General features: G+C 58.2%; 22 protein-coding genes. 17 read left to right on the top strand and 5 right to left on the bottom strand.

Going from position 1 to position 26,017, the window contains the following annotated elements:
- Positions 1-298: 298 nt before the first annotated feature.
- Positions 299-2,893, bottom strand: coding sequence for a hypothetical protein (locus tag ABJK56_RS20935; RefSeq protein ID WP_347246637.1), 2,595 nt, complete (start codon positions 2,891-2,893; stop codon positions 299-301).
- Between the two features lie 384 nt (positions 2,894-3,277).
- Between ABJK56_RS20935 and ABJK56_RS20930 the strand changes: the two genes are divergently transcribed.
- The 15 genes from ABJK56_RS20930 (at position 3,278) to ABJK56_RS20860 (ending at position 17,036) form a co-directional block, all read left to right on the top strand.
- On the top strand, positions 3,278-3,634 hold the full coding sequence (locus ABJK56_RS20930; RefSeq protein ID WP_347246636.1) for a hypothetical protein: 357 nt from the start codon (positions 3,278-3,280) through the stop codon (positions 3,632-3,634).
- 258 nt (positions 3,635-3,892) lie between these two features.
- A complete protein-coding gene (locus ABJK56_RS20925) occupies positions 3,893-4,216 on the top strand; it encodes a hypothetical protein (protein WP_347246635.1) in 324 nt (107 codons plus the stop codon).
- A gap of 115 nt (positions 4,217-4,331) precedes the next feature.
- Entirely contained in the window at positions 4,332-4,682 is a 351-nt protein-coding gene (locus tag ABJK56_RS20920) for a hypothetical protein (RefSeq protein ID WP_347246634.1), read from the top strand.
- Between the two features lie 98 nt (positions 4,683-4,780).
- A complete protein-coding gene (locus ABJK56_RS20915; RefSeq protein ID WP_347246639.1) occupies positions 4,781-5,323 on the top strand; it encodes an A24 family peptidase in 543 nt (180 codons plus the stop codon).
- A gap of 262 nt (positions 5,324-5,585) precedes the next feature.
- The gene (gene cpaB / locus ABJK56_RS20910) at positions 5,586-6,788 is read left to right on the top strand and encodes a Flp pilus assembly protein CpaB (protein ID WP_347246633.1); all 1,203 of its coding nucleotides are present in this window, start codon (positions 5,586-5,588) and stop codon (positions 6,786-6,788) included.
- A 98-nt stretch (positions 6,789-6,886) separates the two neighbouring features.
- Positions 6,887-8,263 (top strand): CpaF family protein, encoded by a 1,377-nt coding sequence (locus ABJK56_RS20905; RefSeq protein WP_347246632.1) that lies wholly within the window; start codon positions 6,887-6,889, stop codon positions 8,261-8,263.
- A 17-nt stretch (positions 8,264-8,280) separates the two neighbouring features.
- Positions 8,281-9,198: a type II secretion system F family protein gene (locus ABJK56_RS20900; RefSeq protein ID WP_347246631.1), complete on the top strand. Its 918-nt coding sequence runs from the start codon at positions 8,281-8,283 to the stop codon at positions 9,196-9,198.
- Between the two features lie 92 nt (positions 9,199-9,290).
- Positions 9,291-10,370, top strand: coding sequence for a type II secretion system F family protein (locus tag ABJK56_RS20895; protein ID WP_347246630.1), 1,080 nt, complete (start codon positions 9,291-9,293; stop codon positions 10,368-10,370).
- A 470-nt stretch (positions 10,371-10,840) separates the two neighbouring features.
- Positions 10,841-12,157: a CpaF family protein gene (locus tag ABJK56_RS20890; protein ID WP_347246638.1), complete on the top strand. Its 1,317-nt coding sequence runs from the start codon at positions 10,841-10,843 to the stop codon at positions 12,155-12,157.
- Positions 12,158-12,246: 89 nt separating this feature from the next.
- Entirely contained in the window at positions 12,247-13,215 is a 969-nt protein-coding gene (locus ABJK56_RS20885; RefSeq protein ID WP_347246629.1) for a type II secretion system F family protein, read from the top strand.
- 64 nt (positions 13,216-13,279) lie between these two features.
- Entirely contained in the window at positions 13,280-14,269 is a 990-nt protein-coding gene (locus ABJK56_RS20880; protein ID WP_347246628.1) for a type II secretion system F family protein, read from the top strand.
- A gap of 467 nt (positions 14,270-14,736) precedes the next feature.
- Positions 14,737-15,180, top strand: coding sequence for a cyclic nucleotide-binding domain-containing protein (locus tag ABJK56_RS20875; RefSeq protein ID WP_347246627.1), 444 nt, complete (start codon positions 14,737-14,739; stop codon positions 15,178-15,180).
- Positions 15,181-15,204: 24 nt separating this feature from the next.
- On the top strand, positions 15,205-15,621 hold the full coding sequence (locus tag ABJK56_RS20870) for a hydrogenase maturation nickel metallochaperone HypA (protein ID WP_347246626.1): 417 nt from the start codon (positions 15,205-15,207) through the stop codon (positions 15,619-15,621).
- A 241-nt stretch (positions 15,622-15,862) separates the two neighbouring features.
- Positions 15,863-16,531 (top strand): hydrogenase nickel incorporation protein HypB, encoded by a 669-nt coding sequence (hypB, locus tag ABJK56_RS20865; RefSeq protein ID WP_347246625.1) that lies wholly within the window; start codon positions 15,863-15,865, stop codon positions 16,529-16,531.
- Positions 16,532-16,568: 37 nt separating this feature from the next.
- Positions 16,569-17,036, top strand: a complete 468-nt coding sequence (locus ABJK56_RS20860) for an arsenate reductase ArsC (RefSeq protein WP_347246624.1) — start codon at positions 16,569-16,571, stop codon at positions 17,034-17,036.
- Positions 17,037-17,119: 83 nt separating this feature from the next.
- Here ABJK56_RS20860 and ABJK56_RS20855 read toward each other — a convergent pair whose 3' ends face one another.
- From ABJK56_RS20855 to ABJK56_RS20840, 4 genes are all read right to left on the bottom strand, one after another.
- Positions 17,120-17,764, bottom strand: coding sequence for an RsmD family RNA methyltransferase (locus ABJK56_RS20855; RefSeq protein WP_347246623.1), 645 nt, complete (start codon positions 17,762-17,764; stop codon positions 17,120-17,122).
- A 260-nt stretch (positions 17,765-18,024) separates the two neighbouring features.
- Positions 18,025-19,020 (bottom strand): site-2 protease family protein, encoded by a 996-nt coding sequence (locus ABJK56_RS20850; RefSeq protein WP_347246622.1) that lies wholly within the window; start codon positions 19,018-19,020, stop codon positions 18,025-18,027.
- Positions 19,021-19,320: 300 nt separating this feature from the next.
- Positions 19,321-20,934 (bottom strand): GGDEF domain-containing protein, encoded by a 1,614-nt coding sequence (locus tag ABJK56_RS20845; RefSeq protein ID WP_347246621.1) that lies wholly within the window; start codon positions 20,932-20,934, stop codon positions 19,321-19,323.
- Between the two features lie 34 nt (positions 20,935-20,968).
- Positions 20,969-22,615 (bottom strand): SpoIIE family protein phosphatase, encoded by a 1,647-nt coding sequence (locus tag ABJK56_RS20840; RefSeq protein ID WP_347246620.1) that lies wholly within the window; start codon positions 22,613-22,615, stop codon positions 20,969-20,971.
- A 552-nt stretch (positions 22,616-23,167) separates the two neighbouring features.
- On the opposite strand from ABJK56_RS20840, the gene ABJK56_RS20835 reads away from it, so the two are divergent.
- Both ABJK56_RS20835 and ABJK56_RS20830 read left to right on the top strand, forming a co-directional pair.
- Positions 23,168-24,415, top strand: coding sequence for a hypothetical protein (locus ABJK56_RS20835; protein ID WP_347246619.1), 1,248 nt, complete (start codon positions 23,168-23,170; stop codon positions 24,413-24,415).
- 76 nt (positions 24,416-24,491) lie between these two features.
- On the top strand, positions 24,492-25,919 hold the full coding sequence (locus ABJK56_RS20830) for a glycosyltransferase family 39 protein (protein WP_347246618.1): 1,428 nt from the start codon (positions 24,492-24,494) through the stop codon (positions 25,917-25,919).
- The last annotated feature ends 98 nt before the right edge of the window (positions 25,920-26,017 follow it).

Raw genomic sequence — 26,017 nt, 5'->3', positions numbered from 1 at the left:
GGCACTTTTGGCCAGCGGACGTGCTGCGGTCGGAGCCGGTGCCTGGCTGCGGCGCCGTAAACGTGCTGCCACAGAGCAATCAGACTGCGCACAGCAAGCAGTCGCGTGAGTGGCCGGGCTGTCCGCGGGACATAGCGATCACGCGCCGCGGATTGAACCGATAAAGTGGGAGGAAAAAAAGTCGTACACCTACCGGCGATGCGGAAAAACCCCTCCGAGGACGTCGTCTCATCACGGCGTCACAGGGCCCCGGGCTCCCCTCCCCGGGGCCTGCTCTTATTCCAGGGTGGGGCTGCCATCAATCCAGAGGCACAACGTCGGATCCGCGGGAATCCACGGAAATAACTCGTCGCCCGTCCACCACGATTTGGTAGCGTGTACCTGCCTGGCCTTGGATGATCGCCTGCTGGCCTTCCAATTTAACGGGAAACGGTGAGACCACGCGGTGCGTGTCGTTCGCCGCGACTTCCAATCGGTGCGGCTTTCCGTCCAGAGCCAGACGCAGATTCACGAGGGCGCAGGGGTTGATGAAAGGACCCTGGCGGCGCTGGAGACGGATGTGGAAGGAGTCCGGCAGCAGCCCGGCGTAATCTCCTTCTTCGCGAGGAACCTGCATCTGTTCCCCCGCAATGAGAATTCCCTCAGCTAGGTGATGCCAGTCGAGGGTGTTGTCGTAAGGGGCGAGGAGCGTCAGGGAGTACGCATAAACGAGGCCACACCACTGCACGGGAAGCCCCATCCAGTTGGGTGCCCGCCAGTTGGTCGCCCCGTAGACTGGGACGGTTGCATAAAGCATCACCGGGTATTCGCCCCAAAGGTAAACGAAGGGAATACCGGTCAGAGCCCAGCGGCGTGCCAGCTCCAGGTACCCCCTGTTTCCGGTGAGCTGGTAACCTCGGACGTAGGCGTGGACCAGATGTGCCGAAGCCAGAATGTCAGGGGTGTGCAGAGAAAGTTCCCAGGTCTGCGCCCCGCGTGGCGTGCGAAATCGCTTCATGTATTCCAGTGTCTTGATGCCCGCTTGAAGTGCCCGTTCATTCCCGGTGAAATAGGCGGCATCGAGAAGGAGGACTGCAAACCGTCCGCAGTAGCCGCTGGCCGTGTCTTCAAAATGCCCCTTTTGGTAGGGTCCCTGATAACGGAATGAACCGTCCTCCCGCTGCTGCTGGAGGATACTTTCAACCTGGTTCTGCGTCATTCGGAGCCACTGTTCAACGCGGCCGGTCAAGAACCAGGCCGATTCATCGGGTAGATGGGCTCCGCCGGGCACGAGTTCCGGAACCTCCGGCAACTTGCCTGAGAGCCGCCAGATCGTGGACACCATATCCACGTGGAATCGTCGGCCCCAATTGGGCTCCACGCAATGTCCCCAACCGTTTTCGTTGCGGATGGGCCCCTCTGTCAGCGCCCAAAGGCAAAGTTGCTCCTGCGCCTCCCGACCGCGAGGTGGCTCGGGCAAGTCGGGCAATCCCTTGCGCCTAACAGCCCAGAGGATTTGCTCTTCCAGTCGGCTGTCTCCCACTCGCAGAACAGCATGGATCTGATGACCGCGCAACGCCATCCGGTGGTCAGCGGTGCCGTCGAAGACGTTTGGGGTGGCATAGATAGGCTGCAAATGCATGTCTTCCCAAGAGAGGGCAGCCCCTATCCGGTCTGTGACGAAGGCCATCAGGGGCATCGTCACTTTGATCGGATCCGGGGCAAAACGTACGTGCTCTTCTGTCTCGATATCCAGCGTGGAAGAGCTCCGTTCTCCTTTCCCGAGGTACTCCAGGCCGGCAAACAATCCCTGCTGGAGAAGTCCCACGGGCCGCACGACCGGTCCTTCCACTTCGTCCCCGACGTTCCCGGTTGCTTCCAAGTTGAATGTGACTTCGCCGTTGTCAACGTGTATTTGGGCGCGGACGCCCTCTCCGACCAAGCCAACATGATCTCCTTGATTGCTGATGGAAAGTTCAGGAACCCGAGTGATGAAGCCCGGTCCCTCCAAAGTAGCAGGCGCCACAATCGGGGCGATTGCGACCACCGTGTGCTGACCCCGACGAATGCGTGCCGCGTTGTCCTGGGGAGATATTTCCAGACGCAGGTCTGGCGGGAGGTCGCCCGGCACCGCAATCCAATCGGCCGGGAGAGAATCGTCATAAACCCACACCACTCGCCGCAGGCCTCTTTCCATTTCCGGAAACTGTATCTCAATGGCGACGCCTTCCAGCACCCGGCTTCGCCGACGGGGAACCTCGATAACTCTGTGATCTTCCGCCGGGATCTCCATTTTTTTGCCCCCCGCCATGATCGAAACACCCGTTTTCGTGTTGTTGGCAACGTCAAAACGGACGCTTTCGGGGGTGACGGTAACTTCTCCCACGGCGACGTCCAATATTTTGAGAGCGGTGACACGAACGCGCCGAATCTCGTAAACACCGGGCGCAGCACCGGGGTCAAGCCTCAGTTGCCTCAGGCCGCCTGGAGTAGCGATCTCCACCCGGTACTCGTGCCACTGGCCGTCCCCCTGGACCGGAAAATGGCGGACTTTGTCTTCTCCCCAATGCGGAGACCGACCGCATGTCCAATACACAGCCCCGCCGGTGGACACCGTGGTCCGAAGTTCCAGGGTTACCTCACAGGCGTCGGCGGGAATCGCCAGCGTCCGCGCCAGATAGGGATCTTCTCCCAAACTTTCTACCACGAGAACGCCGTCCCTTAGCGTCAAACGGCACTGGTTGAGCGCTTGAAACCCGGCCGTGTCCGCGGCAAACGTGATGTCGATCGATTCTCCCCGAATTCTTGGAACGGGAAGGCTGGGCCAGGTCGGTGCAGTTTGCTGGGCGCAGATGTGCACAGACAATCCCACCACGATTGCGAATGCAGTCGAGGCCAAAGATAGACGCTTCATGGAGGGCTCCTTTTGCTGGTGCTTCAGGCGACTGATCCTATTTCACAGTGAAGCGAAAGCGTCTTCGTGTTTCAAACGCACAACATGACTCTTGTACGCATTCAAGCTGGGTGTTTCAAGCTTGGAACACCATCTCGCTTGCGCAAAATTCTGGGGAGGCGAATCATACGCGGATTACCCCTGTAATGCTGCGAATTCTCGCGTATTACGCCGCATTCTGTCTGTTTGGGCACATTTTGTTGGAGTTTGGCACGGACTCTGCTAAAGCGTATTGGGCAAGACGTCATCCCATCGATGGGACACAGGATGAAAACTTGTCGGGTCGGTCTGCGGTGGACCGACAGCTAGTTAGTTCCTCTGGTCCTCAGTATAAGGAGCGACAGGGTGAAGCGCGTGTTGTCTCGTATCTGGCGGGAGGAAGAAGGCGTTTTGACCTTCGAATGGATCCTCCTCATCACGGTCCTGGTGATCGGTGTAGTCGGCGGTCTCAGTGCGGTCCGCGATGCCGTGATCACGGAATTGGGCGACGTCGTCGAGGCCATGATCTCCCTCGACCAGTCCTATTACATCGCCCATCCGTGGGATGTGCAAGTGCCTGACTGCGTGGTGGATGGTGCGTCCGACTCGTCCTACACCGATTCCGCTGGTATGGATCAGGGTCGCCTGGCCACCGGTGATCTCACTCAGGATCAGGGCGCCATCGGTGCTTGTGGCGACGACGTTGAAGATCCGAGCCTGTGATCCAGCCATAGGCTGAAGGCCTCGACAGCTTTGTCGAGCTTTCCGTCGTCACTGAAACAACCGGCTCCGCGTGGTGTGATCACCCCGGAGCCGGTTTTTATTTGCGACACAGGCCCCGTTCTTTTACGAATGAATCAACCGAAAATTGTGCAGAGCGGAATTTTGAACCGTCATTCTGACAATCGTGGAATAAAAATTGCGTACGAGTGTTTCTGAGATTGACTCAGCGTACAGATGGCTTAGCTTGGGAGAGCAGGTATGAAAGTGATTCGATTGATGTGGCGCCATGTGCGGCAAAGCGACGGAGTTTTGACTTTCGAGTGGATTCTGCTCATCACGCTCATTGTGATCGGGATAGTGGGCGGTCTTTCGGCTGCTCGGGATGCGGTCATCAGCGAACTGGGGGACGTTGTGGGGGCCCTGGTGCACATTGACCAATCGTACACGGTATCCGCAGACGACACAGGTTGGGGCAATGCCTTCAGTTTCACCGATTCGTTACCCGAGTGTGCCGGTGAGCAAAACCGTCCTACGACCGGTCGCCCTGATCAAGGCCCTGTGGGCACGTGCTCCACTCCGTGACCGGCGGACTTCTGTTGCCTTGAGGCAACACACAGCGGGTACATGTTTTCCTGAAGTATCGCATGCAAACATAGTTTCGACGCGTTTTTGCTTGACAACCGGAGGCTTTATGGGGATGGCCATATCACAGGTTTGGCAATGGTTCCAGAAGAGCCATCTTGAAAACTCTCGGTCCACACAATTGAGGAAACGCAAGCCACTCACTCAAGACCGTGCAGCCCGACGCGGCGTCCTCACGTTCGAGTGGGTGATCCTCATCACGCTTCTTGTGCTGGGAGTTGTCGGGGCCTACACGGCATTTCGGGATGGGGTCATCGACGAGCTCGGTGACATCTGTGGCGCTGTCTTATCAGTGGACCAGTCGTTCGAGACCCACGCCCCGGACGGCCTGCCCTGCGCAGGGAGTTGGGGAAGCTGGCAGGACGATGACGCTGCCCAGAACATAGAACGCGGCCGGAACTTATGAGAAGGGCATTGGCCGCAGAAAACGCTACCAACGGCCATTGAAAACTTTTTCCCAAAACCAACTATTCTTCCGATTTTAGGGAGGTCTCTTCTTTGAACATGCTGGATTCTCTCATTGTGGCGATTGCGGTGCTTCTGGTGACTTTTTGGGCGGCCATCACAGACCTGCGGGAGCGGCGAATTCCAAATGTCCTAACGGTTCCCGCCATGGTGGCGGGATTGTGTTTTCACTCGCTCATGCCGGGGGGACAGGGGTGGCTATTCTCGCTGGCGGGCTTCGCAGTGGGAGCAGCGTTGTTGATTCTGCCGTACATTTTCGGCGGTGGAGGGATGGGTGACATCAAACTGCTTGCGGCTTTGGGGTCGTGGTTGGGGCCGCGAGGACTCCTCATCGCGTTTGCCTGTGGTGTCGTCGTGGGATCGATTTTCAGCCTGGTCTGCCTGGTGACCGGAAAGTCGCTGGAAGAACTTGTGCGCCCCAGCACACGACAGAAGCAGCCGGGCGATGTCGGATCTGCCGGAGCCGCTCCGTCGAGAAGGTTTAACGTTTCAAGCCGCAAGGCCCTACCGTTCGCGGTACCCCTGGCCGTGGGAACCTGGTTGATGGTTGCGCTGGCTTTGCTGCGGGGTGGATGGTACTGAGGTTTCCCACCGGCACAAGACAGTTTTCGCTGGCTCATTTGATGTTTCATTCGACTATCGGCACTGAAATTGCACAACGATCGTTCATAACAGTGGCAAAACCTCGGATAAGAGAGCTTACATACGGAAAAAACTCTTCTTCGGTGAGAGTTGAGCGTCTAAGGAGGTTTTTCGTTCTTATCTGATAACGCGTGAGGTTGTTGCCCAATAGAAACAGGCCACGTGCTGTGTTGCTCGTTTGTAACAAAGGAGAGGAAGTTCCATGAAACGTGTCAGTCCCGCGGGTGTTACATTCGTCGTGGTGGCCATTTTGGTGGGATTGGGGGCCGCCTACGTGGTTCGGCATCTATCCCGACCCGCCGAGCAGCAGGCCAGAACGGCCGGTAGAAAGATGACCAAGATCGTGGTCGCCAAGTACAATCTCGGCCAGTACACACGGATTATCGACGACTACGTGGAAGAGGTCCCCGTACCCGCCGACAAGGTACCGGAAGGGGCCCTAACGCTAAAGTCTCGGGCCCTTTACCGCCTGGCCAAAGTGACGATTCCTGCCGGTCAACCCATTCGTGAGCAGGATCTTTATGAGGTTGGCGAAGTACCCTTACTATCCGAACGATTGCCGCCCGGCTATCGCGCCGTGACGCTGGCCGTGGACGCCAAGGCAGCCGTCAACGGGATGATTCAGCCGGAAAGCCTTGTGGACATCACACTCACGGTCAAGAACGATCGCCCGGAATTTGGTGGGATGGCCACTCTGACACTCCTGCGACGGGTTCGCGTCCTGGCGACGAGTCGGAACCGATTCCCGGCCGCCGAAGATCGGCCCACCGATCTCCGGAACATCACCGTGGCGGTGACTCCCGAACAGGCTAACAAACTCATCTTGGCGGAAAAGTACGGCACGCTGAGCGTTGTGCTTTGTAGTCAGCAGGAAGAGGCGGCAGTTCCCACAGATAATCCGGAAGTTGGCGAAGTCACGGCGATTCCGACCGGCACCACCTCACCTCAGCCAGTAGCAACAGATCAGCTCGAGGGTTCCAACCTGGTCAATATTTACACGCTGCTGGGGATTTCCCCGCTCCAGCCACAGTCCGAGACTCCCAAACCCGAAACCAAGACGGCTCAGATCTGGCGGGGCAGTGAAGTTCAGGAAGTGACTTTCGCGAGCTGGCAGATTCGCGAGGCGGAAAACGCCACGCTGGTTGCTCAGGGAGAAGCACCCCGACCGTTCACCCCAGGCGCACTCAACAGCAATGGCTCGTCCCATAAAGACGCCAGTGAAGAAGACTGCCCGGAATGCGCTGCGAAACGGGCAAAAGAGGCGGCTCGGGCAAGTGCCGGTAATGCCTCGCCGACCCCGGCCCCCCATCCTGCCGTCCTCCCCGGCCAGGCAAGTGTGGGAACGGGGGGTTACGGTCGGGTGGTGACTTTGCCAGGGGCCCACGCTTCCGCTGGCAGGCCGTGACAGCGACGCGGGGTGTTTTGGTGTTTGGGCTAACTGCCACACCGATGGATGCATGAGAGAACACATCAGGGCATGCTGAATAGAGTGGAAACCGACCCATGATGAACCTGTTTTACCGACAGAGCGAGACACCTGGGAATGGCCGTGGCGAGGTATCCGCTATCTCCGACCCGCGCGAAAAATGGGAAGCCGAATTCCAGAAGGTGAAAACCCGCCTGCATCGCGAGGTGATCGAGTCGCTCGACCTTTCCCGGCTGGCCAAAATGGATGAAAACCAACTCCGCCGGCATCTGCGGAACCTCACAGAGGCCGTCCTCCGCAGCCGACCGGAACTCCTCGGCAACATCGACGAGGAACGCCTGATTGACGAACTGATGGCGGAGTCGTTCGGGTTGGGGCCGCTTGAACCCTACATGCAGGACCCGGACGTCACGGATATTCTCGTCAATGGTCCGTACGAAGTGTATGTGGAAAGGTGCGGACGCCTCCAGGAAACAAACACGGTGTTTGCTGACGAGGAACACCTGCTGCAGATTATTCAGCGGATCGTGTCCCGCGTGGGCCGCCGTATCGACGAGCAGAACCCGATGGTGGATGCCCGGCTGCCGGACGGTTCTCGCGTCAACGCCGTGATTCCCCCGCTTTCTCTACGGGGACCGGTGCTCTCTATCCGCCGGTTTGGACACGAACGGCTCAAAATGGCCGATCTGCTCCGACTGGGGTCGATCTGTCCGGAGATGGTAACACTTTTGCAGGCGGCCGTGGAAGGGCGGATCAACATTCTCATCAGCGGAGGTGCCGGTTCCGGGAAGACCACTCTTCTCAACAATCTGTCGGCATTCATTCCGGAAGACGAACGTCTTGTGACCATTGAGGACTCGGCCGAGTTACGCCTCCAGCGAAAACACGTGGTGAGTTTGGAAACTCGCATCGCCAACGCGGAGGGCCGCGGTGAGGTGACCCCCCGCGATCTGGTCCGCAACGCCCTGCGGATGCGGCCCGACAGAATCATCCTGGGCGAGGTCCGTGGCGCGGAGGCCCTCGATATGCTCCAGGCGATGAACACAGGCCATGAGGGCTCCCTCACGACCATCCACGCCAATGATACCCGCGATGCTCTCTCGCGGTTGGAAGTGATGGTAGGCATGGCAGGATTCGAATTGCCGGTGCCCATTGTGCGTCAGTACATCGCCTCGGCCGTCACCCTCGTCGTTCACCTGGCGAGGTTGAAGGGCGGGGTGCGAAAGGTGATGCGGATTTCGGAAATTATTGGTTTCAACAATGGAGATTATGAACTTCAGGAGCTCTACGGCTTCCGGCAGGAGGGTGTGGACGAAGACGGGGTGGCCAAGGGACATTTCTACGCGACCGGCAACGTCCCGCGATTTCTGACTCGCCTGGAAGAGCAGGGTATCGTTCTTCCCGAGTCACTCTTCACGAAGCGTCTCATCGAAACTGCGAGCAATCGCACTTGAAAGGGAGGTTTGCATCGATGCCATGGCATGAATGGCTGTATCCTGTTCTGACATTCACCACCGTCAGTGGAATTCTGCTTTTGATTGCGCTGCGCTTTCTGGGGAAACAGCTCTCCGGGCAGAACGCCCAGCAAGATTTCGATCCCGCAGATCTTCTCTATGTGTCGCCAGAAAAAGCCGCCCGTACCCGGCTGGACCGGTGGTTTTACGAACTTCTGGAAGCCGCTGGAAGCACGCTGGACCGAACCACGGCCAGCATGATTCCCGCAGCCAGCGCGGTTCTGGGTGCCGCTGTGTGCCTGGTTCTGTTCGATGATTTTCTGCTGGCGATGCTCGGAACGCTGGTGGGTGCCGTGATTCCTCTCATGTGGTGGAAGTTCCGGGCGTGGCGACGCGTCACTGCGATGCGAAAGGAGTTGCCCTCCACCCTGGAGTTGTTTGCTGATGCTGTGCGGAGCGGGCTGTCGCTCGAGCGGGCCACGGTACTCGCCGCTGAAGAAAGCAAAGGTCCACTTCAGAGCGAATTTCGCTGGTGTGCCACCCAGCTAGAACTGGGACATTCACCCCAGCGCGTTATGGAACGCATGTCTTACCGGATTCCGCTGCCTGAATTTCGGATTTTTGCGACCGCAGTCCTGGTTCATCGGCGAACGGGAGGTGATCTCGCCAATCTCGCGAGTCGGCTCGCCCGATCGGCACGAGAGCGTTCGGAATTCCGAGGGCATATGAAGGCAGTCACGGCGGGCAGTCGGCTTTCGGTGCTCGGATTGACGATAGGAATTCTCATCGCGGTGGCGGTGCTGGGCTGGACCCGGCCGGACTACGTCCAGCAGTTCCTCACCCATCCCCGCGGACCCACGTTGCTTGGGATCGCAGGAGGCTTGCAACTTGTGGGCCTGTTCTGGGTGTGGCGGATTCTCCAGGTGAAATATTGAACCCCCGAGCATTTCGCATAGCTTTTCGTCTCGCCAGATTACACGATCGAGTAAAGTTTTCTACCCATCATATTTGCTGAGGGATCATCTCTATGACACCGATCGACCTGGGTGCGTGGAACGAGATCAATGCCTTCTGGAACGATTGGGGACTTTCCCTGCTGACCTTTTTGAGTGTTTTTGTCGTCGCTCTGCTGGTGCGAAAAATCTGGCTGTGGCGGCGGGCAAAGGTTGTTTCCGAGAGCCTATCGCCAAAGCCCCCGATTATTGATCCCGATATGGAAGATGACGGGGCCTTCGGCGCCTTAACGCCGGCTCTGGCTGCCCAGATTCCAGAATCCGCCAAGGAAAGCCGAGATTTCCAGCTTCTTTTGAAACAGGCGGGGCTTTACCATCCGGCAGCTCGCAACACGATCTATGCCTTTCGCTTCCTGCTGCTGGTCACGCCGCTTATCATCGCCGGGGTGTGTGCGATTCTGGCCGATCCCCAGTGGACCTGGCGCATTCTGGGTGTGGGAATTTTTACGGGCGTTGTGCTGTCGATTATTCCCAGACTTTACGTGTATTTTCGGCGGAAGTCGCGATACGAGGAGATTCGCAGCGGCCTGGCCGACACGGTGGATATGCTCAGCATGTGTCTGACAGGCGGCCTCAATCTCCTGGATAGTGTGGAACATGTGGCCGGCCAAATGGGGGCCTATCCTGCACTGGCTGAGGAACTCAGGCTCGTCAAACGCCAGGCTGAGGTGAGCAGTCTCAAGCTGGCCCTGGAGGACCTGACCCGACGGGTGGATCTGCCCGAGATTCGTCAGCTCGCCGCTGTGCTTACCCGCGGAACCCAACTGGGCAGCCAGCTCGCCAGCTCGCTTCACGATCACGCGGATCACCTCCGCGTCTCTCTGCGGCAGTCAGCCCTTGCCCGAGCTAACAAAGCCCCGGTCAAGCTCGTCCTGCCGATTCTGTTCTGCCTGGCACCGGCGGCCCTGATTATCCTCACAGCCCCGGCTATTCTCGAGTTGCGGAATTTCTTCGTGGCCGATACCCAGAACAGTCCCGCTACGCAGGGTGTGACTTTCGGGACCAACACCGTCATCGACGCGATGAAACAGCTCGACCAACGGGTCAACGTGGGTGTTCCGGTGGTTTCGGGACATCCGCCGATGCCCGAGTGATTTCCGATCTTTGGTAACAAATTCGATTCGCTCGGTAAAACAGGCAAAAAGCGACCGCCCCCTAATATGGGGGCGGTTCTATTTCTTGTTACGTCTGGATCGATGGCATCGGTGCTCCGGATGGGCGGGGCGAAGACCGGGGCTCTCGTCCGCCACTCGGGCTCCAAGTTGGGCTCTGTTACAGTCGACCGTGGTGGGGAAAATCACCGTTACGATCGCCTGGGTCTCGCTGCCAAACATAAGCTAAGTTTTTTCTGGAAGGAAGAGATTCTCTTCTGTGTGAGAAATTAAGAAGAGGCGCTCCAGGCGGCAGCCCCTCCGGACGGCTTCCGCTTTCGGGTGTTGCTTTGGCGAGTGGTTGAAGGCGGTTCTGCGGGGTGGTAGGCGGAATCCCGCCCCGTATAGTCGACGGCCAGAGTTTCATCAGGTGGACGGAAGGAGTCAAGCAGCGAATGGGTCAGCTTCCGACGATGCGACCGATGGCTCCAACGGCGAGGACGTCGGAATCACGCCTGTCGTTCGATGAGCTCAAGCAGCGGATCCACAGCAAACTGGTGGATAAGCTCGATCTTTCCAAAATCAGCCAGCTCGAAGGGGAGGTGCTCCGTCGGGAAATTCGCCTTCTGGTGGAGCATCTCTGCGACAGCGAAAACACAATGCTCAATCGCTCAGAGCGGGAGCGGCTGATCGATGAAGTTTTGGATGAAACCTTCGGCCTCGGACCGCTCGAATCCCTGCTGAAAGATCCCACCATCAGCGATATCCTCATCAACGGTCCCAAAAACGTGTATGTAGAACGTCGCGGCAAACTGGAGAAAACGAACGTCACATTCCGCGACAACGAGCATCTTCTTCAGATCATTGACCGAATCATTTCCAAGGTGGGGCGGCGTGTGGATGAGACGTGCCCCATGGTGGACGCCCGCATGCCGGACGGCTCGCGTTTCAACGCGATCATCCCGCCTCTGGCGCTCGACGGACCGGCGGTGTCCATTCGGCGTTTCGGTCGGAATCCTCTCAAGCTGGAGGATTTGCTCAACCTGAAGGCCCTCACCCCGGAAATGGTCATGCTTTTGGAAGGTGCCATCAAGGCTCGGCTGAATATCATCATCGCTGGTGGTACGGGTTCCGGTAAAACGACACTGCTCAATGTGCTTTCGAGTTTTATTCCCAATAACGAGCGTATTGTCACGATCGAAGACGCGGCCGAGCTTCAGCTCCAGCAGGAACACGTGGTGCGGCTGGAAACCCGGCCTCCCAATATTGAGGGGAAAGGGGCCATCACGGCCACAGACCTGGTGCGAAACGCTTTGCGTATGCGGCCGGAGCGGATCATTATCGGTGAGTGCCGTGGTCCCGAGGCCCTCGACATGCTCCAGGCAATGAACACGGGTCACGAGGGTTCGATGACCACCCTCCACGCGAACTCGCCTCGGGATGCCCTCGCCCGCCTGGAAACCATGATCATGATGGCCGGTTTTGAGCTGCCACTTAAGGCGATGCGCACACAAATTGCCAGCGCGGTGAATTTGCTCATTCAGGCCAACCGGCTCCAAGGGGGTGTGCGGCGCGTCACGCATATCACGGAGGTGGTGGGCATGGAACAGGATACGATCATCACCCAGGACATTTTCCGCTTTGAGCAGGACGGTGTGGATGAAAAAGGCCGAGCGTATGGGAAGTTCGTAGCCACGGGCGTTCGCCCGACCTTTATGCCGCGTCTGGAGGCCCGGGGAATCCGGCTGCCGCCCACCATCTTCCGCCAGCGGGTGATGATGGAGGCCTGAGAGTCATCGCAAAAGACGCGGCGATCGTGGAAATCGACCAACGAATCGTTACGTTTCGCTGGGAATTCAATGCGCAAGTGAGTTGACATATGGTCCATCCAACCCTTCTGATTGCAATTGCCGTTTTTGTGGGGGTATCGGCCCTCGTTGTGGGAGCGGCTATGCTCTTTGGCCATCGGTCGGAGGACCGCTTGCAGACGCGTCTGGAGATGTTCACCCGCCGCCCCCAGCGCGGTCAGGAAGGGCCAGTCAGCCAAAAAATCCTCGCCGAAAGCATCCAGCAAAAAGAGAATTTCCTAGATCGGCTTCTGGAACAGTTCCCCAGTATTTATCGGCTCATCGAGCAGGCGGACGTCCCGATTTCTCCAGGCCGGTTGTTGCTGATCAGCCTCGCGTTGATGGCGGGAGCGCTGGTGGCTACGGTCGTGTTTCGATTACCGTGGGTGGTAGGGGCGATCATGGGGCCAGCTTTGGGATGCCTGCCTATTCTCTGGCTCCTGTGGCGACGCAAACGCCGCTTGAAAGCCTTTGCTGCACAACTGCCGGAAGCCCTCGACATGCTGGCGCGGTCCCTGCGGGCAGGGCAAAGCTTGGCGTCTGGTTTCGGGTTGGTCGCAAGAGAAGTACCGGCTCCTCTGGGGAAGGAATTTGGACGGGTCTTCGATGAACAAAACCTCGGGGTTCCCCTGGAAGAGTCGCTGCGTGATCTGGCCGATCGAATCCCCAACATGGATCTGAAATTCTTCGCCACAGCTGTCGTCCTCCAACGGCAGACCGGCGGCGACCTCGCGGAAATCCTCGATCGAATCAGCAGCCTCATCCGCGAACGCTTTAACATCTGGGGACAGGTTCAGGCCCTGACCGGTGAAGGACGATTATCGGGAATCGTTCTTATGGCGCTGCCGATTGTTATTTTCCTGGCCGTTTATTATCTCAATCGCGACTATGTGATGATGTTATTCACTGATCCACTGGGCAAGAAAATGCTTGCCACGGCCATTGTCATGCAGGTCATTGGGGCGCTGGTTGTTCGGAAGATTGTCAATATCAAGGTGTAATTGTTCCCACTATGCTCCGTCATCCTGTAAACCGATTCAACACTGTAAATACGGATCCCACACCATGCTGGATGTGCTGACGATCATCGCCCAGAGTCTCGATTTTACCGTCCTTGTGCCGTACGCGGTTTTCGGGATGTGTGCGGCACTGGCATTCTGGATGCTGGAAATTTTCAGCGGACGCCAGCCGCGGAGGGTCGAGAGACTGCAAGAGCTCGCCCGAACACCCCGAAAACGGATGACGTCCGACGAGCTGGCACAGCGTTCTACGAGCAAACTCACCGAGGTTCTAGAAAAGGCGACGCCGGCCTTGGCCAAGCCGCTGGAGCCGAAGTCGGAAGTGGAAAGGAGCCGGCTGAAGCAACGCTTGGCAGAGGCGGGCTTCCGTGGCGATCGCGCTGTTCAAATCTTTCTGGGGCTCAAATTTGCAGCGCTTCTTGGGGGATTTGTCCTGGGCGGTTCGGTGAGCCTGGGCTTGTGGGGATTATCAAAAAGCACGACGACATCCGCGGTCATCATTGGAGGATTGGCGTTTTATTTACCCGATCTGGTGGTGTGGTTTATCGCAAAGAAACGCAAGGAAGCGATTTTTCTCGGACTGCCCGATGCCCTCGACCTTCTCGTGGTTTGTGTTGAGGCGGGGCTGGGTCTGGACCAGGCTATGAGAAAAGTCACCGAAGAATTAGCCAGTTCGCATCCGGTGATCGCCAAGGAATTCGCGCTGGCCAACCTCCAGTTGCAAATGGGACGTCCCCGAGCCGAAGTCCTTCACGAGATGGGCGTCCGCACGGGTGTCCAGGACATGCGGGCTCTGGCGGCGGTCATCATCCAGGCGGAAAAATTCGGCTCAAGTATTGCTCAGGCCCTCCGCGCTCAAAGCGAGTCGATGCGGACACGCCGGCGCCAAATGGCGGAGGAACGAGCTCAGAAGACCGCTGTCAAGCTCATCTTTCCACTTGTGTTGTTCATTTTCCCGGGGATCTTTGTAGTGCTCGTGGGGCCCGCAGCCATCACAATGATCCGCGAACTTTTCCCGATGATGGCGGGCCGGTGATTGACGCTCCAGCGCAGAGTTGGACCACGTCGAACCGTTCCAAGATACGACATGCCCACTCTTGGTCATCGGGGCGGTGGCAGGCTCTCACCCGCCCTGTGGCAGATCGGCAATGAAATCAGGAACCGCGGTTGGCCGGCAGCGCCATGGGATGTGTTGCAACGCGCCTTTCCAAACGTTGGATTGGAGGGTCGGTTCCAGCCCGAGCGATCTCCATGGCCACCTGGGCGGTGGGATGGTGGAAATGCGTTGTCGACCCGCTTCCCAAGTGCCATCATCGGCATAATGTCAGACCAACGCAACGAGCGGGCTGCCGTCTAACGGGTGGTGCCGTTCCAGCTCAAAAGGTGCTATAATGGGCTGCGCAGAAGCGAGCGATTGGGAGATCGCACCCGGGAGGGAGTGCCCACCGCGCGCCAGTTGCCTCTCGATGTAATTGAACCACCTGGTCGAAAGGAGCCGGAACAATGGTCTCGCCCGAAATGCTGCGCCGCTATCCGTATTTTGCTAAAATCAGCGAGGAGTCTCTCAAGGAAATCGCCATGATGGCCGAGGAGCGGTCTTATCCTGCCGGACTCCAGCTTTTCAATGAGGGCGATCCGGCTGACTATCTCAACATCATTGTCGAAGGAGAGGTGCAGATTCAGTATCAACTCGGTAACGGTGAGAAGCGAACGGTAGATACTTTGGTGGCCGGCGACATCCTGGTGTGGTCGGCCCTCATTGAGCCGTATCGAACGACTGCCATCGGCACGACTTCCAAACCGACCAAAGTCATCGCCATTAAGGCCAAGCCGTTACGGGAACTGTGCGATCGGGATCCGATGGTCGGTTACCGGTTGACACGGGAGATCGCCAAGTTGCTCGCCCATCGCCTGGAGAGGGCTCGCGTTCAATTGGCGGCCACTTGAGAGTTGGCCGGACGAGATTGTTCCATGCATGAAGTGGCCATCGTAGAGTCCCTCCTCCAATCGATTCAGGAGCACGTTCGCGACTGTGGTGTGAGCGGGCGAGTCCGGCGGGTGGAGGTGGTTATTGGAAAGCTCTCTGGCGTGGTGCCCGAGGCTTTTCGTTTTGCCTTCGAGGTCTTGAGCCCGGACGTCCTGGGACCTGGCTGCGAGCTTGTCGTCCACGAGACAGCGGCGGTCTGCCGTTGCCGTCAGTGCGGAGCGGTGTCCGAACTGAGCGAAATGATCCTCTTCTGCCCCAGGTGTCAAAGTGATGACGTGCTCATCGAAGGGGGACGCGATTTGTTGCTCCAGTCGATAGAATTGGACGAAGAGGCGGAGTCCGGAAATCCCGGGCCAACGGATGTGAATTTAGACGGCAGTTGCCCGGACGGTGAGGGTTAGCCGCTTGTCATCGGAATTCCCAGGAGCCTCGAGGCGGTGTCTCTCACGGCCGAATCTTGTGTTCCGATGATGGCGCCCGGGCTCAGTGGTCCCGAGGGAGGAGCTTGCTCATGAGCGGCAACCTCGGAAAGCTGGATTCGGTTCCTCATGCGATGGGGTCGCCGGGCAGAAGTACATCACTGAGGCCAATGAGGCTCATAACTTTGCGGCTCCTCAATCCCTTGAGGTAGGAACGAGCTCCATGAAAATCGTAGCGGCAAAAAAAATTTTAAAGGCAAACGATCAATTGGCAGCGGCCAACCGGAGATTCTTTCACCAAGCGGGAGTGTTCGTGGTCAACATTTTGGGCTCGCCAGGTGGCGGCAAGACGACTCTCATTGAGTCGCTTGCCTCGATCCTCAACAGCAATGGAGCGATATCGGTCATTGAAGGTGACCTGGCTGGGACAGTGGACGCTGATCGGCTTTCCGCCCGAGGGTTGCCCGTCGTCCAGATTACCACAGAGGGAGCCTGTCACCTGGACGCCAACATGGTGGCGGCAGCGCTGGATGGCCTGCCACTCTCCCGGGGAGGTTGGCTGTTTATTGAGAATGTGGGCAACCTGGTGTGCCCGGCCGGTTTCGACCTGGGCGAGAATCTGCGGATTGTGATTCTGAGCGTCCCAGAAGGGGACGACAAAGTCATCAAATATCCCACCGTTTTTCAGTCGACGCAGGCGGTGGTCATCAGCAAAGTGGACCTTCTTCCCTATTTCGAATTTCAACCCCAGCGCGTGCGGGAGACCCTTTCCCGATTGAATCCTCAGGCTTCCGTTTTTGAAGTGTCCGCAAAAACCGGTCAGGGCATGGGGGAACTTGCGGAATGGCTTATTGCCAGGCGGACGGCGGCCGCTTGCGAAGTGGCCGGTTGATGTCTCATTCCCGAATGATGACTCAGGGAGATCGAGAGTGACGCAGACTGACCGTAACTCCAGGTTGCGGATTCTCTTCCTTTGCACAGGCAATTCGTGTCGCAGTCAAATGGCCGAGGGGTGGACGAGACACCTGAAAGGTGACGTCATCGAAGCCCATTCAGCGGGTGTGCAACCGCAGGGGCTGAACCCATGGGCAGTTCGGGTCATGGCCGAAGCGGGGGTCGATATTTCGGGCCATCGCAGCAAACATCTCAATGAGGTACTGGACATTTCCTTCGATTACGTCATCACCGTGTGCGACGACGCCGCGGAAAACTGCCCCGTTTTTCCCGGCAGCACCACGCGGCTGCATGTGGCGTTTCCCGATCCCCCGCGTTTGGCTCAGGGACTGACTGACGAGGAAGCGATTCTCGAGATCTATCGAGACGTGCGGGACGCCATCCGGCGGTTTGTCGAAACACTGCCCGAATCGCTTCCCCCGCGACAGACGTGCGTCGGTTGATTCCATGGCGGAATGGGCGGCGTGAAAATCCGCGGAGGCGGGCGTGGGTGGCTGCGTCTTCTTCAGCTTCGAATGAGTCCCCATCAGGCCGCATCGTCGCCGCTGGATTCCTTCCAGAAGAACCCGATCCGGCTGGGCCTGTAGGTGCGAACGTCCCATCGTTCGGGAAAAGGAAGTTGGGAAAAATCGTAGCGGTCGTGGGCCTCCACAACAACGACGCTGTCCGATGGTAATTCCCGCATTAATCCGGTGATCAGGTCCCTCATTGCGTCCGGCGCGTCGCTGTACAGTTCGTACGGCGGGCAGCAGAAAGCCACATGGGGCTGAGTCGCAAACGTGGTATGATGTTTCCACCAGAGGAACACGTCGGCGGGGATGATTTCGGCACGGTCGTTTACTCCCAGGTGGGAGACGTTTTTGCGGAGAAACTGGCAGGCAACGGGATCCTTTTCAATGAAGTAGGCGAAAGAGGCCCCGCGGCTGAGGGCCTCCAGGCCCATGGCACCGGTGCCGGCGAAGATATCGAGCACCACGCTTCCGGGGATGGCTTCGCGGAGGATGTTGAAAACGGCCTCGCGAACGCGGTCACGCATCGGCCGAACGGACCAATCCCCACTGTACTGGAGACGCCGCCCCTTGAATTCCCCGCCGATGATGCGCAACCCAAGGGGACGGCGAAACCGCCGCTTCCCAGAGGGTGATACATCCTCGCTGCGCCCGCCCATCATTTCTTCTCCTTCGGGAATAACGCTAAATGACGCTTCCCGCGACGCTGCCGGGCTTGTGCTTTTTTCGGTCTCATCACAACTTAGGTGGGGGACGTCTTGCGGCGCGCACTGCCGTGTGTACGGAACCGGAGCTCCCGGACCACCCTGGTGCCGTTGTGAGAGTGTTTTCGGTGGGCGCTCCCCGCGTGAGTTCTATCGTCTCCCATTTTTTACCTGCATGGGAGCGAGGAATCCCCTCACCCAATTTTCGTAAAAAAGATTTACAATTTGAACGGCTCTGGGGTGAATCCCACAATGATGAAAGCCAGAACCAACCAGCCTAGAATGACACGTCCCCAGCCGAGCGGAGCCTCGTCGTTCGCGGTCGGGGGATGTTCTGGTCCCAACAGCCCCAGCAGGAAGATCATCAGGAGCCATCCCCAGTAGCCGAAGATGACCACCGCGGCAATCGCAGCCAGAAGCAGGAAAAGCCCGAAAGCGTTGGCCCGTTTCCCTAATAAGGCGTACAAAATGTGCCCGCCGTCCAGTTGTCCGATGGGAATTAAATTGAGAGCCGTAATGAGCATGCCCACCCAGCCGGCGAATGCCATTGGGCCCACAAGGAGGGTGTAACCCTCGGGCAGGGGGCCTTTAATCCACTGTGTCAGATAGGTGAAAAGGAGCGGCTCTCCCAATTCCATAAAAGCTGGGCCCCGAACAACCGGAACCACCTGGGATTGCTGAATCCCCACGATGGTGAAAACCAATGTGGGAATGAGGCCCGCCAGCGGCCCGGTGATCCCGATATCAAACAGAGCACGGCGATCCAGGCGACGAGTGTCCATGGCGATGACCGCCCCGAATGTGCCAATCGGGGAGAACGGCATGGGCAAAAAGAACGGCAGTGTCGCCGGTGCACCGTAGCGCAGGGCCTGGAGGAAGTGGCCCATCTCGTGTGAAAGGAGTACAGCCATGATACAGATCGAGTATTTCAGTCCTTCCAGGGGCCTCTGAAATCCTTGAGCCGCCGCGAACGTGCTCAGACATGTGAGCACAAAGAGGATGAGAGGGACAATCCACCTGGCCCGGGAAGGCTGGGGAGGCCGTGGCGCAAACTCTGCCCGAATGACCTCCGGTTCACGCGGTATCCCCGCTTCACGATAGGCAGAGTCGTCGGAACGCAATGGGGCATTCCCAGTTGCGTCTTCCCACCAGGGCGACCGCCGGTCTTCGGGATAGCGCTCGTTGTCGGGGTGAGAGGGCCAAGAGTCGTTCATGGATGCAAAGCTCACCTAATGTGAAGAAAACTGTCGTCGGATGGAAATTGCTCGTACAAAGGAGCCGGAGCTGACCGACGCGTTGGGTTAGGCTGATCAACCCACCACCCGAGGGCAACTCGACACCGTACACCCAGGCGGTTGCGTGGCAGTCATTCCCGGCCTAACCGTTAGTGTACCATTTCGAGTGAGCAGGAAAACCGCGCGAAGCACTCCGCCACACCCGGATCGCGTAACCGCTCATCCCGGGCCAGGATTCGACTGCCTGTCCGTCCGGTACCTCGAGCAGCGGGGGCAACCTCACCCGCGACGGAACGCCTCTTCCACGGCGGCTGCCTGTTCTGCCGTGGACGTGGGGGCAAACACCTGGTAAGTTTTCTCCTCTACCTGGAGATTGGGCGGAACCACTGGGCTGGGTGCCTGGCCGTTGTGGACGAACGTTCGGTTGCCTCCGGCGCGTTTGGCCTTTTTGAGCGTCTCCAGCAATCGCAGAAATATGGTCGTGGAGGTGTCGTCGTTGCGTAACTCGGTCACCGCGGCAGACAGTGTGAGATGGACCGTGTCATTGGCGATCGCAAATTGGGCTACTTCAAAGTGTTGCCGCAGTTGCTCTGCGTGTTGGACACCTTGCCGAGCATCTGTCTCACGCAGCAGAAGGAGGAATTGATCACCGCCATAACGCACCCACGTGGCCTGCCGCAGGGAAGCCTGTTGGAAAACCTTTGCAATAGCGGCCAGGGTCTGGTCACCCAGGCGATGACCGAACCGTTGATTGACCCTTGCGAACTGGTCGAGATCAAACAGCACGGCCGTCAACCGATCTCTGGCCAGCCTGGTCAGCGTGTGCGTTTGCAAGAACCTTTCCAGGCCAACCCGATTGAAAAGACCGGTGAGCGGGTCGAAGCAAACGGGAGACGTTAGCGCGGGTGGGGCATCGCTGGTGGCTGTCTCGTGGGCATAAACGGCTTCCAGCGCATCGCGCAATCCATGAACGGATCCCAGCACACGGCTGCATTCTCCCTGGACCTCTTTCAAAGTGGCGTGGAAGTCACCCCGCAGATCGATGCTTGTGAGCCGGACTTCCGCCTGTTGCAATGCGAGCACCTGTTCATGCAGGTGAGAAAGTATTTCATCGGGAGGCGGATTGGAGTCCGCATTCACGATATCAGGGAGGACTTGATGGTACTCTCCAATCAGCTCTTCGATGATCGGTTCGACCCCGCTCAGCAGCGACGCCAGGGCTTCCCGATCAACGGGCGATTGACCGAAGAGCTGGTCATGCAGATGACGGAGCTGATCGATCACGCTGTCCGTCTGCCGGAGAAGTTGAAGCACTGGAGAGGAAGAGGGTTCGTCGGTTGAAAGAGCATCGACCTCGCTCGCCGAATCATCTAAGCTGCCCAATCCGAAAGACGCGGGTGAAAGTGTTGATTCCTGTGCCTCCGTTGTGCCGGTGGGTCGGGAACTCTCTTCGTCCGTTGGCGCATCATGAGTGTGGGGTGCGACGCTCGTCGCACCTTGAGAGCTGACTCCTGCTGCGAAGATCTCTCCGTTTTGTTGTGATTCCCCTGTGGGAAGAGTTTCTGACACCTCGGGACCATCGAAAATCTGATCGGTGCGACCGTCGCCATTTTCTGGATCCGAAATATCGTCCGTCGCGCCGGGTGACTCTTCCCTATCATAATTTGGCGACGACCCATTCTTGGAGAGCAACGAGACTTGGTTGGACGCGGCTGACTCGGGGGGTGATTCACCATCACTCGTTTGGATTCTGGTTATGATATTACCGTCGCCGGAGTTTTCTGGGGTGGTCCGCAGAATGTCAATGTAACGGCGGAAATAGATAGCGGTGGCCACTCCCAGGGCGAGGTTCAGTACCGCGATAAGAACGAAGCTTAGCCACAAGCTCATCATTTTGCTGCAGCCCGGTTTTCAGAAGGCCGGGAATCTACGATGTCTCTTTCTTCCGCGAGTTACGTGTGGGGGAGGAATTGCGCCGCTTGATCATGAGAATCCCCACTGTACCCTGATCAACGGAGGTCCGCTCTTCGAGGATGCCTTGGGCATTTTCGATGAGCGTTTTAACTGGCAGGTGGAGATGGCTGCTGATCATCGGCAGGAGTTGCGTTTCCCAAAGGGGACGGTGCTGGGCGTCTGTCGCCTGCCGCGCTGCGGTCGTTGCCACGACGAGTATGGAGCCTTCGGGTACCATCCAGCGATGGGGCGTATATCCCGATTCTGGATCAATACCAAGCAGCGCTCCGCTGGAGGGAACAACGCGATGACGCTTGGGCGTGATAAGGACGCCATGAATGGCCCCGGCGGAGGCCATGCGGAGATTGGAGCCGCGAGGGTCGATCAGGCCACAGAAGATGGCGGCGGCCTGGTCACCGGCTGACCCTGTCCAAAGTGTTAGGTTGAGTTGCTCGACGAGTTTTCCAGGATCCTTCGCATACTGGCACAGCGCTCGCCAGGCACTCCGCACAGACGTCATGACAAGGGTATTGCGGAGGGAATCGTCGGGCATTTCACCCATCGCAAAATGGATTCGGCCGTCCCGGCCACAGCACCAGTCGTAGAATGCACCGCCTGGCCGGTCGGTTTCAAGCCAGCCCGCAAGCTCCCATCCATCGACGAGTGGGGAAATGACGGGCAACTGACTGCGGAGAAGTCGCTGCGCCGTTTCCAGCTGCCGTTGCAAGTGAGCGGCCTGGAGAGCTGTCTGGAGGGCGGCTTCCCGCTCGAGTTCGGCTGCCACTCGGCCGGCCGTCACCTCCAAAAGGTCGATGTCCCTTTCGGAAAAAGAGCGTTCTTCCTGGGCAAACACCCAAAGTGTTCCCAGGATGATGGTGGGTGTCGAAATCGGCAGGCACACCGCAGAGGCACACGGTTCCGGGGGACGCCAGTGAGCGATCTGGGCAGCGGTTTCCAGCGCCACCGCATGGCCCAGCATAGCTTCCAGATCAGCGAGTGACTCTTTGAGCATTCGGGGCGGGGCGAGGAGCCGGGTGAGTGGCAATCCCCACACCGCGCGGACTTTGAGATAACTCGTGCTCGCATCGAGAAGATACACCGCCGCCCCCTGCGCCCCGACCGCCGTGGCCGCTGCGCGAAGCACCTCTTCCAGCCGTCGGGCAAGGTGCTGGGCTTCTTCTGGGTGGGGGATCAGAGGAATACCCGCCGCCAGCTCAGCCTCGCGTTCCCACAACGCGGTGCGGATGGCGAGAATCTCTCCCAGCATGCCTGCCACGCTGCGGGCAATTTCCACGGCGGGATGCGCCGGAGAAAGCTTTTCCCTCGCACGATCGGTTGGATCAATTCGGAGGTGACCAAACGGACGACAGTTGTGCTCGGGCTGGGCGCCCTCCGCTTGCGGCGCGACCACAGGAACATCCTGGGGGCTAGTTGGCTCAACTCCAGGAATAAACCGGAGAAGGCAACCCGTCGCTTCCAGAAAGGAGCGACAGAATTGTCGCCATCCAGCAATGGTGCTGACGTCTGCGGAAGGCGGGGGAGTGAACTCTTCGGTAACGATGCGCAAGGATCGCGGGGACATCTCTTGCACGGTCCTCAAATTTTCGCGGGTGTAATCCATGGCGGTCATCCTTGACAGTGCTTTCTCCATCACATGCATTTATTGTGAAGTACGCATACTTCGTGCACTGTGTATATACTGTGAGTCGTGTATGTCTGTTATACACTCTAGCTTGTTCATAATTTCTATTTCTCTGCACCTTCGCAGAATATGCATCAGCTAGAGATTGACATCGGAGATAAGGCAGCAAAAGTGAAATAGAGTGGACAAATGAATGGGTTGTGAAGGCTGGGAAAGATATACAGAGCACTAGAGAAAAGCCGCACTCTGCCGGCTACCGGAAATCCACAATACGGGGAGAGGATCGTGAATCTCGCAAATTAGGCAATCTTAATCTCCCCAAGTTGTTCGGCAAAAGAATGCATGATGGGGAGATGATGCGCGATGTGCTGAGTGTAGCTGCAGTGCCGGCCGTACCAAAGATGTCGATTTTAGCGATTATTTCTGTTCTTCTGGCATGCTTTGGCCGATGAGCAAAATGCAGTATCGGCTCTGAACAGCCAGCCGGGCTTGGTCTATCGGCGGCAAGAAGATTGACACGGAGGCGCACGCGTGAGACGAGTCCTTTGGCGAGCAGTCACGGGCGGGATGTTGTGGGCCCTGTGCCTGGTTTTGGGAGCACGCCTCGGACCGGCAGCCGAGTCGCAAACGGGCGACAGTCTAGCTTGGATCGCGGAAGAGGGAACAAAGCAGAGCCCCGATCGGGAATGGCCTCTCGGTACGTGGGACAGGGCGGCTTCCCAGAACGAGCCGGTTCCCACCCAGGGCACTGCCCCCTGCTGTGAAATCTGCGGTGCCGGTTACGATTGCCCGCATCTGTGGACATGGTACAACGGTGCAAAAATTCTCAATCGCGGCCGCGCAAGACCCAAGCTCCTTTCTGTGGATGCGTTCGGCAATGGAGTGCTCAACACGAGTGACGCCAATTTTGATGTGGCTGGCGGATATGAAACCCGGGTCCTTTATTATCTGGGCAACGATCGCGAGAACCGCGACCAGTTCATCGAGTTCGTCTACTGGGGACTCAACGAGTGGAAGGATACGCAGGCGGTGCGTGGGCAGCGTGTTACGTACAATTCCGACTTATTTGGTGGCACCCAGTTTACCGCGGGCGACCTGTTCTCTTTCTACGGCTTGCTTGACTTCAACTACGCGGACACGCATCAGATTCGTTACGAGTCGGAAATCAACAATTTCGAGCTGAACTGGTGGTTCAAGCCGCGGCCACGTCCTGACCGACTCGCGCTGCTTCCCAATGGCCGGTGGCAGCGGCAGTGCCAGCCGGGCATGTATTTCAACTATGCCGTTGGATTTCGCAGCCTTTCTTTCGACGAGGGATTCACCTTTGACAGCCGCGGCACAGTGGTAACCGGTGGGGGAACCGAACCGCTTTACGCCCGGCAAACCATCTGGACTCAAAACGACACCTTCGGAATCCAGCTCGCTGGTGAACTCCTGTTCCGGCGGCACCGCTTTGAATGGGGAGCCCGTGTCAAAGCAGCGCCCATGTTCAATTGGGCGGAACAGTTCACCGACTTTGCCCTGGCCCACGCCCCAAATCACATCACTCGTTATGCCAAAGATGACGACGTCTCCTTTATGGGTGAAGTCAGCATTGTTGCCAATTATCGCCTTTGGGATCGTGTCCGCGTGTTCGGGGCCTACGACATGATGTGGTTGGACGGAGTGGCCCTGGCACCGGAACAGGTGGATTTCACCCTGCTCAGCCCGGGGCGGATCAACGACAACGGGACCGTGTTCTTCCAGGGTGTTTCCCTCGGGTTCGATGTCGTCTGGTGATGAGGAGGCCACTCCAGGCCGAATCGCAGGCACGGGATCTGGCAGTCCCCCGGGGGTCTCTTTATCTTGATCTTTCATGATCAGCTTTCGACCGGACGGAATCTCTACCACACGGCGTCCGTTTGCTTCGGGACAGTTGCTCCCCGCCTGCGCCCTGGCCGTGCTGCTTGGTCGATTGGTGGTGCTTGTCGTCCCGGGCGCTCTGACGACCGATCCCGACAGCTATCAGCATGTTGCCCGGGAGTTGGTCACGCGGGGGAGTTTCAGTGTTGACGGCCGGGCCACGGCCTATCGTCCACCACTTTACCCCTTGCTGCTGGCAGGGATTCAGGCGTGTTGCGATGGTTTCTGGCGGGTTGGTGTAGGGGCTTTGCACCTCATGATGGGCTGGGCGACCGCGCTGTGTGCGGGGATTCTCGCAGGCCGGGTCAACGGGCTCCGCGCGGCCGTGCTGGCGGTGTTGCTGGCGGGTTTGGATCCCCTTCTCCTTCATTCCAGCCGACTAGTGATGACGGAGACGCAGAGCGCCTTTCTTGCAGTGCTCGTCGTGTGGTTCGCAAGCAGAGTCGCAAATCGCCCGTCAGGACCTGCCTGGTTGGCTTTGGGACTGCTCCTGGGCGCGTGCGCATTGACAAGGCCCACCTTTCTTCTGTGGCCTTTCGCCGCTGGATGTCTCGCGCTCGTTTTCTTGATGCCGAGGAAAGGCGATAAAAATTTTGCCGACCAAATGGCGTCCTCGTCGTTGGACATAGGTGTCTCGCACGGGGGCACCGTCGTTGACCAGCGACGATCGTGGCGTGCCCTATCTGCGACCACGCTCTGTCAAAAGTTACGTCCGATCCTGTGGCTGGGCTTGGGATTCGTTTTGGCCATGTTTCCGTGGGGTCTTCGGAATCTCTTCGTCTTCGGAAAAGTGATCATCGGCACGACCCATGGCGGTTACACTTTCTATCTCGCCAACAATGGAGAGTTTTATCGGTTTTTACAAAATCCCGAGGGTCAACTCGTCTGGGATGCCGCTGAGTTTAACCGGCGCTGGCAGCAAACGGTGGCTACGGAAGCCGGCTGGAACGAACTGACGGCCGATCGCCTGGCTTACGACCGGGCCTGGAAAACCATCCGCGAGCAGCCAGGCATGTTTCTTTACTCGTGTGCGTACCGGCTGTTCCAGTTATGGCGACCCGTCCCCCACCAGCTTGACCCTCACGAGCCGCTTTCTGTGCGGCTGGCCCGATGGGGAGTGGGGGTGTTCTACCTGACAGAATACCTGTTTGCTTTGATCGGGCTGCTTCTTGTAATCAACAGGGCTCGCCGGGAAAAGAACGCCTCAGCTTGGTCCCTGACCGTTTGGGGATTGGGCCTCGCAGTAACGCTCAGCTTGGTTCACACCTTGTATTGGAGTAACATTCGAATGAGGGCGCCGCTTGCGCCCATCCTGGCAGTGTGGGCCGCCGTGGGAATTGAGTGGTGCCTGCAACCAGGCCGCCGGGGTGATGCAAAGTAGTTTCAGGCTGTAGATCGTGCATCATTCTGGCGGAAAAGGACACTTCACAAAAGACGCCGCAGGCCGCTTGTCAAAAACGGGGACTCTAACGTTCCGGG

This window comes from Thermogutta sp. (assembly GCF_039793925.1).
Taxonomy (GTDB): Bacteria; Planctomycetota; Planctomycetia; order Pirellulales; family Thermoguttaceae; genus Thermogutta.
This window is presented reverse-complemented; position numbering and strand designations above follow the sequence as displayed.

Excerpts from the sequence above, each read along its gene's own strand:
- ABJK56_RS20875 (WP_347246627.1), top strand. The coding sequence starts at position 14,737 with ATGGTCTCGCCCGAAATGCTGCGCCGCTATCCGTATTTTGCTAAAATC.
- ABJK56_RS20925 (WP_347246635.1), top strand. The coding sequence starts at position 3,893 with ATGAAAGTGATTCGATTGATGTGGCGCCATGTGCGGCAAAGCGACGGA.
- ABJK56_RS20850 (WP_347246622.1), bottom strand. The coding sequence starts at position 19,020 with ATGAACGACTCTTGGCCCTCTCACCCCGACAACGAGCGCTATCCCGAA.
- ABJK56_RS20890 (WP_347246638.1), top strand. The coding sequence starts at position 10,841 with ATGCGACCGATGGCTCCAACGGCGAGGACGTCGGAATCACGCCTGTCG.
- ABJK56_RS20935 (WP_347246637.1), bottom strand. The coding sequence starts at position 2,893 with ATGAAGCGTCTATCTTTGGCCTCGACTGCATTCGCAATCGTGGTGGGA.
- ABJK56_RS20885 (WP_347246629.1), top strand. The coding sequence starts at position 12,247 with ATGGTCCATCCAACCCTTCTGATTGCAATTGCCGTTTTTGTGGGGGTA.
- ABJK56_RS20840 (WP_347246620.1), bottom strand. The coding sequence starts at position 22,615 with ATGGATTACACCCGCGAAAATTTGAGGACCGTGCAAGAGATGTCCCCG.
- ABJK56_RS20900 (WP_347246631.1), top strand. The coding sequence starts at position 8,281 with ATGCCATGGCATGAATGGCTGTATCCTGTTCTGACATTCACCACCGTC.
- ABJK56_RS20905 (WP_347246632.1), top strand. The coding sequence starts at position 6,887 with ATGATGAACCTGTTTTACCGACAGAGCGAGACACCTGGGAATGGCCGT.
- ABJK56_RS20880 (WP_347246628.1), top strand. The coding sequence starts at position 13,280 with ATGCTGGATGTGCTGACGATCATCGCCCAGAGTCTCGATTTTACCGTC.
- ABJK56_RS20920 (WP_347246634.1), top strand. The coding sequence starts at position 4,332 with ATGGCCATATCACAGGTTTGGCAATGGTTCCAGAAGAGCCATCTTGAA.
- hypB (WP_347246625.1), top strand. The coding sequence starts at position 15,863 with ATGAAAATCGTAGCGGCAAAAAAAATTTTAAAGGCAAACGATCAATTG.
- ABJK56_RS20915 (WP_347246639.1), top strand. The coding sequence starts at position 4,781 with ATGCTGGATTCTCTCATTGTGGCGATTGCGGTGCTTCTGGTGACTTTT.
- ABJK56_RS20855 (WP_347246623.1), bottom strand. The coding sequence starts at position 17,764 with ATGATGGGCGGGCGCAGCGAGGATGTATCACCCTCTGGGAAGCGGCGG.
- ABJK56_RS20870 (WP_347246626.1), top strand. The coding sequence starts at position 15,205 with ATGCATGAAGTGGCCATCGTAGAGTCCCTCCTCCAATCGATTCAGGAG.
- cpaB (WP_347246633.1), top strand. The coding sequence starts at position 5,586 with ATGAAACGTGTCAGTCCCGCGGGTGTTACATTCGTCGTGGTGGCCATT.
- ABJK56_RS20845 (WP_347246621.1), bottom strand. The coding sequence starts at position 20,934 with ATGATGAGCTTGTGGCTAAGCTTCGTTCTTATCGCGGTACTGAACCTC.
- ABJK56_RS20895 (WP_347246630.1), top strand. The coding sequence starts at position 9,291 with ATGACACCGATCGACCTGGGTGCGTGGAACGAGATCAATGCCTTCTGG.
- ABJK56_RS20830 (WP_347246618.1), top strand. The coding sequence starts at position 24,492 with ATGATCAGCTTTCGACCGGACGGAATCTCTACCACACGGCGTCCGTTT.